This is a genomic window from Pseudomonas sp. S1_G07 (assembly GCF_054668565.1).
Window position 1 is genome coordinate 5,220,426 of sequence record NZ_CP162778.1, and the last position, 12,920, is coordinate 5,233,345.

13 protein-coding genes are annotated in these 12,920 nt (G+C 61.1%); 3 read left to right on the forward strand and 10 right to left on the reverse strand.

All coding sequences use genetic code 11. The features are described from left to right. Positions 1–48 precede the first annotated feature (48 nt). The 5 genes from AB4O05_RS23745 to AB4O05_RS23765 all read right to left on the reverse strand — a co-directional run bounded on the left by AB4O05_RS23745 (position 49) and on the right by AB4O05_RS23765 (position 5,680). Positions 49–2,136, reverse strand: coding sequence for an LTA synthase family protein (locus AB4O05_RS23745; RefSeq protein WP_460134996.1), 2,088 nt, complete (start codon positions 2,134–2,136; stop codon positions 49–51). A gap of 275 nt (positions 2,137–2,411) precedes the next feature. Beyond that, positions 2,412–2,603 carry a PLDc N-terminal domain-containing protein gene (locus AB4O05_RS23750; RefSeq protein WP_003172956.1) on the reverse strand — a complete coding sequence of 64 codons (192 nt, stop codon included), beginning with the start codon at positions 2,601–2,603 and terminating at the stop codon, positions 2,412–2,414. 67 nt (positions 2,604–2,670) lie between these two features. Then, the gene (locus AB4O05_RS23755; protein ID WP_460134995.1) at positions 2,671–3,201 is read right to left on the reverse strand and encodes a hypothetical protein; all 531 of its coding nucleotides are present in this window, start codon (positions 3,199–3,201) and stop codon (positions 2,671–2,673) included. Positions 3,202–3,242: 41 nt separating this feature from the next. Then, a complete protein-coding gene (locus AB4O05_RS23760) occupies positions 3,243–3,758 on the reverse strand; it encodes an ankyrin repeat domain-containing protein (RefSeq protein WP_460134993.1) in 516 nt (171 codons plus the stop codon). Positions 3,759–3,853: 95 nt separating this feature from the next. Then, positions 3,854–5,680: a long-chain-acyl-CoA synthetase gene (locus AB4O05_RS23765; RefSeq protein ID WP_460134991.1), complete on the reverse strand. Its 1,827-nt coding sequence runs from the start codon at positions 5,678–5,680 to the stop codon at positions 3,854–3,856. A 408-nt stretch (positions 5,681–6,088) separates the two neighbouring features. Here AB4O05_RS23765 and AB4O05_RS23770 point away from each other — a divergent pair, with 408 nt between their 5' ends. Then, positions 6,089–6,367, forward strand: coding sequence for a DUF3509 domain-containing protein (locus tag AB4O05_RS23770; RefSeq protein ID WP_003172952.1), 279 nt, complete (start codon positions 6,089–6,091; stop codon positions 6,365–6,367). Between the two features lie 62 nt (positions 6,368–6,429). Here the strand turns inward: AB4O05_RS23770 and AB4O05_RS23775 are convergent, their stop codons facing one another. From AB4O05_RS23775 to aroC, 4 genes are all read right to left on the reverse strand, one after another. Continuing rightward, positions 6,430–6,699 carry a response regulator transcription factor gene (locus tag AB4O05_RS23775; RefSeq protein ID WP_460134990.1) on the reverse strand — a complete coding sequence of 90 codons (270 nt, stop codon included), beginning with the start codon at positions 6,697–6,699 and terminating at the stop codon, positions 6,430–6,432. 211 nt (positions 6,700–6,910) lie between these two features. Next, a complete protein-coding gene (locus tag AB4O05_RS23780; protein ID WP_460134989.1) occupies positions 6,911–7,441 on the reverse strand; it encodes an acireductone dioxygenase in 531 nt (176 codons plus the stop codon). Continuing rightward, positions 7,438–8,601, reverse strand: coding sequence for an MFS transporter (locus tag AB4O05_RS23785; protein WP_460137502.1), 1,164 nt, complete (start codon positions 8,599–8,601; stop codon positions 7,438–7,440). Before AB4O05_RS23785 ends, AB4O05_RS23780 begins: the two co-directional genes overlap by 4 nt. 76 nt (positions 8,602–8,677) lie before the next feature. Beyond that, the gene (aroC, locus tag AB4O05_RS23790) at positions 8,678–9,769 is read right to left on the reverse strand and encodes a chorismate synthase (RefSeq protein WP_460134988.1); all 1,092 of its coding nucleotides are present in this window, start codon (positions 9,767–9,769) and stop codon (positions 8,678–8,680) included. Positions 9,770–9,911: 142 nt separating this feature from the next. Here aroC and AB4O05_RS23795 point away from each other — a divergent pair, with 142 nt between their 5' ends. Then, on the forward strand, positions 9,912–10,874 hold the full coding sequence (locus AB4O05_RS23795) for an alpha/beta hydrolase (protein WP_460134987.1): 963 nt from the start codon (positions 9,912–9,914) through the stop codon (positions 10,872–10,874). Between the two features lie 99 nt (positions 10,875–10,973). Next, complete coding sequence (locus AB4O05_RS23800; protein WP_460134986.1) at positions 10,974–11,777, forward strand: hypothetical protein; 804 nt, start codon at positions 10,974–10,976, stop codon at positions 11,775–11,777. Between the two features lie 67 nt (positions 11,778–11,844). On the opposite strand, the gene prmB is transcribed toward AB4O05_RS23800, so the two are convergent. Continuing rightward, the gene (gene prmB, locus AB4O05_RS23805; protein ID WP_460134985.1) at positions 11,845–12,753 is read right to left on the reverse strand and encodes a 50S ribosomal protein L3 N(5)-glutamine methyltransferase; all 909 of its coding nucleotides are present in this window, start codon (positions 12,751–12,753) and stop codon (positions 11,845–11,847) included. Positions 12,754–12,920: the final 167 nt, after the last annotated feature.

Genomic DNA, 12,920 nt, shown 5'->3' on the forward strand with positions numbered 1-12,920 from the left:
GCAAAAAAAGAGGCCCTGTGAGGGGCCTCTTTTTTTATGCCGGATTGATCAGTCCGGCTTACCGTTAATAACACCCGCGGTGTTATCCAACAGGCTTTTGGTCGCGGTCTGCAGGAACGACTCGAGTTTCTGCTTGAGTGCGCCCTCGTCCGGCGATTCGGAAATGACTTTACCGCTCGGGTTGGCGCCCAGTTCGTATTGCCACAGCTTCGGTGGCATTTCCTTCGGCAGCACCAGAATACGGTCGTTGGTCACCAACGCCACGGTCTGGTCACTGCCCGATGGCTTGATAACGCCAAAGCCCTTGTCGCCTTCCGGCAGGTTCAGCAGGTCACGACCCCAGCACTGGTGCAGGGTATCGCCGCCCAGGCGGCCCATGATGGTCGGCACGATGTCGATCTGGGTGCCCACGGTGTGGTCACGCTGGCCGAACTTTTCCTGCATGCCCGGTGCAATCATCAGCATCGGCACGTTGAAGCGGCCCAGGTCCATCTCGGTAATCTGCTGTTCGTTGCCGAAACCGTGGTCACCCACGATCACGAACAGGGTTTCTTTGAAGTACGGCTCCTTGCGGGCCTTTTCAAAGAACTGGCCCAGGGCCCAGTCGGAGTAGCGCATGGCCGTCAAATGCTCGTTGAGGCTGCCACGGTCGGTGACTTTCTCGACCGGCAACGGCGTCGGCAATGCATACGGCGTGTGGTTGGACAGGGTTTGCAGCAGGGCATAGAACGGCTTGCCGCCTTCACGGGCTTTCAACTCTTCCAGGCCACGGTTGAACATGTCCTGGTCGGACACGCCCCAGGTCGGGTCGGAGAACACCGGATTGACGAAGTCATTGCGGCCGATGAAGTTGGTCATGCCCTGGTTGCTGAAGAAGCCTGACTGGTTGTCCCAGGCGAAGTCGCCGTTGTAGACATACACGTCGTCAAACTTGCGCGTGCTGAGCAACTGCGGCAGGCCCGACAGCTTGTGGCTGCCTTCCGGGGTCTGCATCAGGTATTCGAAGCCCGGCAGGTTCGGGAAGCAGGCCATGGTGGCGAACATACCCTGGTGGGTGTGGGTGCCGTTGGAGAAGAAGCGGTCGAACAGCAGGCCTTCCTTGGACAGTTTGTCGAAGTAGGGGGTGATGTTGCCGGGACGGCCCAAGGCGCCTACCGAGTGACCGGCGAAGCTTTCCATCAGGATCACCACCACGTTCTTGATCGGCAGGGTCTTCTCGGCCGGTGGCGTGTAGTCGCGGCGCACGGCGGCGATGTCGGCATCCACCAGTTTCTCCTGCGGCAGCACCAGCATATCGCGCACGGTCTGGGTGGCCAGCGGCTGGTCCAGGGTAGCTTTCCAGATATTGGAACGCTCTTCGGAGAAGCGCGCCTTGGCCGCCGAGATCAGCGACAGGGTGCCATTGAGGCCCAGCTGGTTAGCGAAGTTCGATTCGGTGGTGTACACGTCACCCCAGCGCAGTGGCGGGCCCTGGCGCAGGGTGCCACGGGCCGCAGTCACGGCCACCAGCAGGCAGACCATGAACACCGCGATGCGGCTGTACCACGGCGCCACCGGGCGCGTGCCGATGCTGCCGCCGCTGAACGGGCCACGTGGGCGGGTCGCACGGTCGGCGCCCTTGAAGGCCATGCTCAGTATCAGCGTGCCCACGGCCCAGGCCAGCAGGTAGCGCACCACCGGGAAACCGTACCAGAGCATGCTCATCACGGTTTTCGGGTCTTCCTTCACATACTGGAAGACCAGGCCGTTGAGGCGCTGGTGGAACTCACGGTAAAAGTCCATTTCCATCAGGCCCAGGAACAGCGCGATGCTGGACGCGACCGTCAGCCAGAACCGAAAGAAACCGCGCGCCGCCATGGCGCGAACGCTGAACAGTGCCAGCAACAGCGGGATGATCAGGTACACCACCAGGCGCAAGTCCAGGCGCAGGCCGTTGGCGAACGCTTCAAGGAAGGTCGAGGCCGGAGTGTCGAGGATCATCTCACGGTTGTACGCCAGCAGTGCCAGGCGCAGCAGGGAGAACATCACCATCATGACCAGCGCGCAAAGCAGCGTGTACGCCAGGTGGGATTTGACGGTCGGTTGCAGCAGGCGATTAGAAGCTCGCTGCTGACTCAGGGCGTCCGGGTTTGCCATGTCGTTTCAGGACCCATTGGAAGTTTAAGTGATGAAATATTGCAGTGGCGCGAATGGTGCCCGATCAATCACAGCAAGGCTATTAATTACTGAACGTGCACGGCCACACCGCCTTTAATGGCAGGCAAGTAAAGCCGAAGAATTGTCTTGGAAGGGTTGTGAAAATTGTGTACAGCGAATATTTCGATACACAAATCTCTCGGGGCACAGTGAAAACAAGTGTGGGAGCGAGCCCCCTCCCACACTGACTGCGCCCGCTCCAGATTGGGGAGCGATCAGATCCGCACGTTGCCGCGCGGCCCGGCAATGGCCCAGATGATCAGGCCCAGCACCGGCAGCAGCAGGATCAACAGGATCCACAGCACCTTGGCCCCGGTACTCGCGCCACTTTTGAACACGTTGATGATCGCCCAGATGTCCAGCGCCAGGATGATCAGCCCGATCAAACCATTAAAAGTGGAACCCATGGTGTAACTCCTAAGTGAGGGCATGCCCTTGTAGGATAGCCAGCGCTGGCGGGGGTTCCGTTTTATTTCAGACGTGTGCGGCAATCCTCAGCGCTTCCAGCGACGGTTCGGCATGGATACCGACTTCGGCGCACAACGCCAGCACGCGCGGCAAGTCATTGCCGTACACCAGCACGGCCTGGATCGCATCATCCAGCGGTTGGCTGAAGTTGAGCACGACATAGCCGCCGTCTTCCGCGCTCAAGGCGCTCATCTGCACCTGAATGCGATTGAGCGCCGTGAGGGCTTCGGTCTTGGCCAGTTGCTTGGGCTTGAGGTTGAACGACACGCCCGGACCAAACGATGCAACGATCTGCTCGAACAGGTCGACATAGGTGTCGGCCTGGAATAGCACGGTGTCTGGCAGGCTGCCGACCACCACCCACTCCCCCAGCGCAATCGGGAAGCTGTCGTCGTAGTTGATATCCAGGTTGGCCGCCAGGAATGCCGCAGGATCGGCGTAGGCCTGGGCAGCTTCCTCGGCGATGCGCGCCACCTCGTCCACGCCCATGACCCCGGCGCTGATTTTACTGATAAGTTCGACGAGGGCGGTTTTCATGGAAGGATCCTGTAACGGGCTGGTTTTCGAGGGCGCGTAGCCTACACCAGTTTCTGCAACCGCGCCGCCGTATCCGCAGCCCCCATGGTCTGCGCCGCCGCCAGCGCCGTCGCGCCCTGGGCATCGGTGGCCTTGGGGTTGGCGCCCTGGCCGAGCAGGTAGTCGAGCATTTCCACGCGGTTGAACATCGCCGCCATCATCAGCGCGGTGCGGCCGTCAGACGATGCCGCTTCTATCGGCGTACCGCCCTCGATCAACGCCTTGACCACGTCCAGGTTGCCCTTGAACGCCGCACCGGCGATCGGCAGTTGGTTTTTGTCATTGGCGATCAGCGGGTCGGCCTTGAACGCCAGCAGCACTTTCACCGCTTCGGCGTGGCCGTGGTAAGCCGCGAGCATCAGCAAGGTGTCGCCGTTGTGATTACGCAGGTTGGCCGGCAAGCCCTTGGCCAGCAGCGCGTCGAGCATCGCGGCATCACCTCTGCGGGCCACGTCGAAGACCTGTTCGGCAAATTCGGCAGCTTCGTCTTCGGTCATTTGTTTAGCGTGGTCTGACATGTAGGGACTCCTTTCTGGTGCTTATATGGCGCCCAGTGTCGCGATGGAGTTCCCACCTGTCATGGCTTTTTTGTCAAAAGCGCCCATAGGCAGAATCAATAACGGAACTGGCCGCCTTGTATCTGCGCCAGTAATTGCCCAGTGACCGGCACGTAGCTGTCCGAACCCGGTAACCAGGCATAGACCGGGTCATTACCGGCCTTGTCCGGATCGAAGGCTTCCTCCTTGAGCTTGACCTTCTGGTATTTGAAGGTGCCCGTGGTCTCCATCTTGACCTTGATGCGCAGGAACAACGGCACCGCATAGGCTGGCAACTGGCCGTGGGCGAATTGCAGCAGCTCGCGCATGTCCAGTGCGGCCAGGGATTCGCTCGGGGTGATGGCGACCATGCCGGCGCGGCCATTGGTGTTGTCGATCTCGACGCCATAGGCCACCACTTCGGCGATCTGCGGGTGTTGCAGCAAGACGTTCTCGACCTCGGTGGTGGAAACGTTTTCACCTTTCCAGCGATAGGTGTCCCCCAGGCGGTCGACGAATTGCGCATGACCGAAACCAATGCTGCGCAACAAGTCGCCGGTATTGAAGTAGCGATCGCCCTGTTCAAACACGTCGGTGAGGATCACCCCGCGATTCTTTTCCGGGTCGGTGTAGCCGTCGAACGGTGACTTGTCGTCGATCCTGGCCAGCAACAGGCCCTGCCCACCGGTTGGCACCTTGCGCATGAAACCATCGCGGCCCCGAATCGGCGCGCCGCTGTCGTGGGCGTAGTCCACCAGCGCCCAATGCTGCAGACAGAAGCCGATGGTGTTGTCGAAATTCAATACGTTGGTAAAGCCGATGTTGCCGTCACTGGCGGCATACAGCTCGCAGACATGCTCCACGCCGTAGCGCGCCTTGAACTGCGCCCACACGCCGGGGCGCAGGCCATTGCCGACCATTTTGGTCACGCGGTTGTCACGGTCACCTGCGCCGGGTGGCTGGTCGAGCAGGTAACGGCACAGTTCCCCCACATAACCGAGGGTGGTTGCGTTGAATTTTCGTGCATCGTCCCAGAACTGGCTGGCGCTGAACTTGCGCCGAATGGCGAAGCCCGACGCGCCGACGATCGCCGAGCCCCAGCACACGCAAAGGCCGGTGGCGTGGTAGAGCGGCAAAGTGCAATACAGGACGTCGTCCGGCCCCATGTCCAGGGCAATGCTGCCAAAGCTGACGGCGGTCCTGGTCCAGCGTCCATGCTTCATGATGCCGGCCTTGGGCAGGCCGGTGGTGCCGGAGGTGTAGATGTAAAAGCAGGGATCCTGGAAAAACACTTGGGCGCTGCTGGCCGGGTTGTCCACCGGGCACTCGGCGCTGGCCGCCAACAGGTCGATGTAGCCTTCGGGCACCTCGCCTGGCGGCTGATCGGCGACGAACCAGGTTCGCTGCGCCGGGATCCGCACCTGGTCACGCACCGCCCCATGGGCGGCCACCAGTTCGGCGCCCACCACAATCGCCACCGGGTTCACCAGGTTCAGGCTGTGCACCAGCGCCGCCTGGGTTTGCGCGGTATTGAGCATCGCGCAGATACCGCCCAGTTTGGCCACTGCCAGTACGTTCAGGAGTAATTCGGGACGGTTTTCGATAAACAGCGCCACCACGTCACCCTTGCCGATACCTTGGGCATGCAGGTGATGGGCGATACGGTTGGCGCTCTGGTTGGCCTCGGCATAGCTGAGCACACGGTCGCCATACAGCAAGGCCTTGCCGTCGGGGTTGCGCAAAGTGGCTTGTTCAAAGTGCCAACCCAACCCGCAAGGCTGAGCGGGGTCGGTGACATTCGCGGCACGCATGCCGCGTACCACGCGCGGCAGGGCTCGAACGATAGCGGGCACCTTACGCAGCAGCTTGCCCCAGGTGATCATGTCGTTGTGCGGGTGGCTCATTGGAACGTCCCTTTTCTTATTCTTCGTATGATCCACAAACACCGGCCGTTTCCAGGCCTAGATTCGTAGGCAGAAAGCCGAATGCATTGCAGGAAAATACGTCAGCCCTTCTTCAGCTGTACACGCGGGATTTGAAAAGTTTTGTATCCCGACGGGCGACCACTGAAAAAAGGGAATTTAGCCGGTCAACGAGAGTCTTTAAGGATAACGGCGCCCTGCACTACGCCGCCTTGAGTAACGCAAAATGCAGGATGCATGATGGCCATTCATGCAAATTGCACGAAAACGAAAAAACAACTTTTTCACAAGTTATTGATTTATAACGATAATTATCAAAGTCAGTAGCTGGCATAATCACTGCACCTATCACTCCATGCTTGCCCACTTGAGCCAACGGAGCTGATAGACATGAGCCTGATCCAAGATAAATTCGCTTCAGTATTCTCCAACTACGACGTCACCACCCAGCCACGTCCCGACGGCGGCATCCTGTTGACCCTGCGTAACAGTGAAGGCAAACAGGTCAAGCGTTCGATCTCTTACCAGCAGCTGCACACCGCCGATCAACTGACCTGGGTCATCAGCGCGATTCGCCGCGACCTGGCTGAACAAGCCAGTGAATTGCCGCAGATTTCGATGCTGCAAAGCCAGAATCGCTTCGCCCTGCCGACCTACCATTCGGCATAAATAAGTAGCTCACCCGAAAAGGGCCGCGACGCCATCCAGCGTCGCGGCCCTTTTTCGTGGCTTCAACATAAGCCTTGGCGCGTTGCTTCATTCATCGCCTGCACACGATTGGTGACTTGCAATTTGCCGTAGATATTGCGCAGGTGGAATTTGACCGTGGCTTCGGAAGTGGCGCGGATCTGGCTGATCTCCCAGACGGTCTTACCCTCCGAGGCCCAACGCAGGATCTCCAACTCCGCCGGTGTCAGCGGCTTGCCGAACAAGCCCAGGCGCCTTCTGACGGTATTGGGCACGGAATATGACGGCTGATACGACTCCTCTGGGCCACTCATTGCGCTCTCTCCTTCTTATTTGGCGGATGCCCTATCACCCTTCCGATTCCTCCTATGGACAGGTGATATAAACATTGGGGCCGCAGAGAGTTACATAACGAATGGATTCAGTGCGCAGACACCGCGACAAACAGCCAAACCCTACAAATAATTAAGCTGTTTCCCACAGCAACTTCCAACTTGCCGGGGTTGAACATTTTTTTATCAGCGCTTAGTCGTCCAAGCCAGGGAAGCCACTGGCAATCGCGTCGCCGGTATAGCTCGGTATTTGCCCCTGGGCGGTACCCGACAAACGCAAGGTGACGAAGTGAGGGTTATCGCCCATATCCACCCAGTGCGGCAGGCCCGCCGGGATCACCAGCAGATCGTTTTTCTCGCAGCGCACGGCATACACGTAGTCACCGATGCGCAGGCAAAACAGGCCCTGGCCCGCGATGAAAAAGCGCGCGTGGTCTTCGCTGTAGCAGTGCTCATCGCGCAACGGCGCAGGGGACTCGGCCTGCTGCGGCTGACCGCAGGTGACGCTGAGCACGTCCACGCAACCGTAGCCAAGTGCGTCGATCTGCGCCCGGCAGGCGGCGATCATGGCAGCGTCGCTGGTGCCTTTGTCGATCGGGCCGGGCGTCCAGCGCTCGAACCGCACGCCCTGCTCGGCCAGGGTCGCAACGATGTCGTCGAAATGGGTCAGGACCTTGTTCGGGGTATCCGCTGACGCGACAGGATAGACGGCGACATAACTCATTGAAGGGTTCCTTTGCTCTGTTCTTGCGATCGAAGGCCAATGATAACCGCGGCAGCCAGGGCCGCGACGCTGGCCATACTAAAGGTGAAGGTCGGCCCCAACAGGTTCCAGCTGTAGCCGGAATACAGGGCGCCCAGCGCACCGCCGGTGCCGGCCAAGGCAGCGTACAGCGCCTGGCCCTGGCCTTGTTGCTTGTCGCCGAAACTGCGTTGCACAAAGGAGATCGCCGCCGCGTGAAAGCTGCCGAAGGTGGCGGCGTGCATCACCTGGGCCAGCAACAGCACCCAGAAGAATTCGGCGAACAATCCCAGCAGTAACCAGCGCAGCGCCGCCAACAGGAAGCTCGCCAACAGCACCCGACGCACCGAAAAGCGCGTGAGGATGCGGCTCATGCCCAGGAACATCAACACTTCGGCCACCACCCCCAGAGCCCAGAGCATGCCGATCACCCCACGGCTGTAGCCCAGGTGTTCAAGGTGCAGGGTCAGGAAGGTGTAGTACGGGCCGTGGCTCATTTGCATCAGCGCCACGCACAGGTAAAACGCCAACACACCGGGGCTGCGCAGTTGCTTGAAAAAGCCATCGCCAGCCAGACGGTTGCCGTGGGTGACGGGCTGGGCATTCGGCACCCAAAGGCTGGCTCCGATAATGCCGGCCATGATCACCACAACCACCACCGGGTAGATATCCAGGCTCAGCCAGTCGAACAGGCGCCCCATGATGACCACGGTGAGGATAAAACCGATGGAGCCCCACAGGCGGATCTGACTGTAACGCGCGGTCTGTTGGCGCAGGTGGGCCAGGGTGATCACTTCAAACTGCGGCAGCACCGCATGCCAGAAGAATGCATGCAGGGCCATCACCAGCGCCAGCCAGGCGTAGGTATGGCTGACAAAGATCAGCGAAAAACTGAGCAGGGTGCACACCGCGCCGAAGCGCACGATGGCCAGGCGCCGGCCAGTGCAGTCGCCCAGCCAGCCCCACAGGTTGGGCGCCACGCAGCGCATGAGCATGGGGATGGCCACCAGCTCGCCGATACGCGCGCTGGAAAATCCCAGGTGGTCGAAGTACAGCGCCAGGAACGGTGCGGTCGCCCCCAGCAGGGCGAAGTAGAACAGGTAGAAGCTGGAGAGGCGCCAGTATGGGAGGGCTGGGGTCAGCATGCGGGGAGCCGCTTCGCGGCCCAGCGCGAGCAGGCTCGCTCACCACAAAAAGCTCGCCCGCCACAGCAGGCTGTCACAGCTGGCCCAGCACCGGGGTAGTCACGTGCACATCGGCATTTTGCCCACGGTTGCGCAGCAGGTGGTCCATCAGCACGATGGCCATCATTGCTTCGGCAATCGGCGTGGCACGGATGCCGACGCACGGATCGTGGCGGCCCTTGGTGATCACGTCCACCGGATTACCCTGCACGTCGATCGAACGGCCCGGCGTGGTGATGCTCGACGTGGCCTTGAGCGCCAGGTGCGCAACGATCGGCTGGCCGGAGGAAATGCCGCCGAGGATGCCGCCGGCGTTGTTGCTGAGGAACCCTTGCGGCGTCAACTCATCACGATGCTCGGTGCCACGCTGGGATACGCACGCGAAGCCCGCGCCGATCTCCACGCCTTTGACCGCGTTGATGCTCATCAGCGCGTGGGCCAGTTCGGCGTCGAGACGGTCGAAGATCGGTTCGCCCAGGCCCGGTTTCACGCCTTCGGCGACCACGGTGATCCTGGCGCCCACGGAGTCCTGGTCGCGGCGCAACTGGTCCATGTAGGCTTCCAGCTCCGGCACTTTGTCCGGGTCGGGGCTGAAGAAGGCGTTGTCATGGACGCTGTCCCAGGTCTTGAACGGAATTTCGATCGGGCCCAGCTGGCTCATGTAGCCACGGATCACGATGCCCTGGGTCGCCAGGTATTTCTTGGCAATGGCGCCGGCGGCCACGCGCATCGCGGTTTCGCGCGCCGAGCTGCGGCCGCCGCCACGGTAGTCGCGTTCGCCGTATTTGTGGTGGTAGGTGTAGTCGGCATGGGCCGGTCGGAACAGATCCTTGATCGCCGAGTAGTCCTTGGACTTCTGGTCGGTGTTGCGAATCAGCAGGCCGATGGCGCAGCCGGTGGTGCGGCCCTCGAACACGCCGGAGAGAATCTCGACTTCGTCGGGCTCCTGGCGCTGGGTGGTGTGGCGACTGGTGCCGGGCTTGCGGCGGTCGAGGTCACGCTGCAGGTCTTCCAGGGACAGCTCGAGGCCGGGCGGGCAGCCGTCGACAATGGCGACCAACGCCGGGCCATGGCTTTCGCCCGCGGTGGTGACAGTGAACAGCTTGCCGAAGGTATTGCCGGACATGCAGGGCGCTCCGTGAAATCAGTTGTAATCACTCAAAGGTGATAACCAAGCGCGCCAGTATACGCGGGCCAACCGACTAGTTCATCCTCGAAACCTTACCGGTCGGCATGGGTCCAACCGGCACCTCCCGAATGATGGCGCGATGATGCTGCGAGTTTTACTGTTCACTCTCACCCTGTTTACCGCTGCGGCCCAGGCCGCCTCCCCTGTGGTACTGCAACGCCCCATCAGCCTGGACACCGGTAGCGGCGAGCTGTTTGGCTCGCTGCTGCTGCCCCAGTCCGACAAACCGGTGCCGGTGGTGTTGATCATCGCCGGCTCCGGCCCCACCGACCGCAATGGCAACAGCGCCGACGGTGCACGCAACGACAGCCTCAAGCGCCTGGCCTGGGTGCTGGCCCGGCATAACATCGCCAGCGTGCGCTATGACAAGCGCGGCGTGGCCGCCAGCCTGGCCGCCACCCCCGACGAACGCAACCTGACCCTCGACGCTTATGTGGCCGATGCCGTGGCCTGGGGCAAATTGCTCAAGGCCGACAAGCGCATGGGCCCGTTGATTGTGCTGGGCCACAGCGAAGGCGCATTGATTGCCGCGCTTGCCGCACCGCAACTGGACCCGGCGGGAGTGATTTCCCTGTCCGGCAGTGCGCGCCCGGTCGATCAGGTGATCCGCCAGCAACTGGCCGATCACCTGCCCCCTGCCCTGCTGTTGCGCAGCAATGAGATCCTCGATCACCTCAAGGCCGGCCAGGTGGATACCGATGTGCCCGGCCCGCTGGAGGGCATTTTCCGACCCAGCGTGCAGCCGTATCTGATCAGTCTGTTTCGCGCCGATCCTTCGGCGGCCTTTGCCAAACTGCGCATGCCGGCGTTGATCATCCAGGGCACCCACGATATCCAGGTGGGCGTCGGCGACGCCCGGCAACTGAAACAGGCCAAGCCCGATGCCCAGCTGACGGTGATCGAAGGCATGAACCACGTCATGCGGATCGTGCCCAACGACGTAAAGCAACAATTGGCGTCCTATAATGACCCGCAACTGCCCCTCGCCGCCGAGCTGGGCCAGCGCCTGGTACGGTTTATCGACGGACTTCAATCCCGTTGACTGACAAATTGCCTCCAGTCCTGGCAACAACGGCCGATAAGCCCAGGGTCGACAGTAAAAAGACAGTCGACTGGCTGGGCTTGGACAGGATCACACCGCATGACAACCACTGAAGCAACACCCGAACCGATCGCCGAAACCCCGGCTGAAACCGAGGCCCTGGCCACGGCTCCCCTGCCGTGGGCGGACGTTCAGGCCGAGCATTTCAAGATGCTGCGCCTTGCTCCACTGGCCACGGACCGCGCGACCGGCGTGCGGCCGTTGCGGTTTGTGCAGTTCGGTTATGCCGAGCGCCACGATAAAAAACACAGCCTGTTGCGCATGGTGATCCAGTTGCCGGGCCAGCGGGTGCGGCGTGAGCAGAACCACTTGGATGTCTGGGTCGATCACGATACCCATCGCGTGCACTTCGGCCCCGGCAACAGCCTGGAAATCGAACCGGCCAACCGCGGTATCGGGCGTTTCCTGGTGGCACAGGCCGCCGCCTGGGCGAAAAAGAAGGGGTCACACTACCGCGTCGATGGCGTCGACCTGTCCAACAAGGACGCGCTCAACGAAGCGACGCGCCTGCGCCGCGATCACTTCCTGCGCATTCAAGGTTTTGATGTGGCCTACGCCGATGTGCAGCATTTGAAGGGCAACGTACAGCCCGGCAAGGTCAGCGACATACTGGACAGCTGGAACACCGAGAAGGTGCAGTTCGTGGAGATCCTCGAAGCGGCGCAGATGCTGCAACAGGCCGAGCAAAACCTGTTGGAACAGGAAGTGAAGTTGCGCAAGGAAGAAGAAAAGGTCACCAAGTTCAAGCGCGAAGACAGCGGCTTGCGCTTTACCATCACCTGCCTGGTGGCGTTTACGGTGTTTCAGGCGGGGTTGTTGATCTGGATTGCGACGCACCGATAAGCGACTGGACTGCAATCAAACTGTGGGAGCAGGCATGCCTGCTCCCACATTGACCGTGTTTCTTCAGTCAGACTCGGGCCGCAAAGACCGCCTGATGGGCCCGGCACTGTTCGGCCGTGAGCATGAACACACCATGCCCGCCGCGCTGGAAGTCCAGCCAGGCAAAGTCGACTTCCGGGTACAGCGCCTCGACGTGCACCTGACTGTTGCCCACTTCGACAATCAACAGGCCCTTTTCGGTCAGGTGATCCGCCGCCTGGGCGAGCATCCGCCGCACCAGGTTCAAGCCATCGTCACCGCAGGCCAGGCCCAGCTCCGGCTCGTGCTGGTATTCGTCCGGCATGTCGGCGAAATCTTCGGCATCCACGTACGGCGGGTTTGACACGATCAGGTCGAAACGCTGGCCCGGCAAGCCATCGAAGCCATCGCCCTGCACGGTGTACACGCGCTCGTCGGCGCCATGGCGCTCGATGTTCTGGTTGGCCACTTCCAGCGCTTCGAAGGACACATCGCCCAGCACCACTTCGGCGTCCGGGAACTCATAGGCGCAGGCGATGCCGATGCAACCGGAGCCGGTGCACAGGTCGAGGATGCGTGCCGGCGGCTTGGCCAGCCAGGGTTCGAAGCGGTTTTCGATCAGCTCGCCAATCGGCGAACGCGGGATCAGCACGCGCTCATCGACGATAAACGACATGCCGCAGAACCAGGCCTCACCCAGCAGGTAAGCGGTGGGCACGCGCTCATGGATACGCCGATGCAGCAAGCGCTGCACATGGGAGATTTCCTCTTCTTCCAGGTTGCAGTCCAGGTAGCTGTCGGCAATTTCCCACGGCAGGTGCACGGCACCGAGCACCAATTGCCGGGCTTCGTCCCAGGCATTGTCGGTGCCATGGCCAAAAAACAGGTTTTCCCCGTGGAAACGGCTGACAGCCCAGCGAATATGGTCGCGCAAGGTGCGCAGGCGGGAAGTGATCACGAGGGCAGACTCCTGGAAAAAACGACTGGCGATTCTAACAGCCTTCGCCTGGAGCGACGATGTTCGAATACGCGTTGCCGTACGTCGGATTTCATCCAATTTGCCAGCATTGTGATAAACAAGGCCACCCCTTGACATGGCTGCACGCCAACAACGGCGTACCTTAC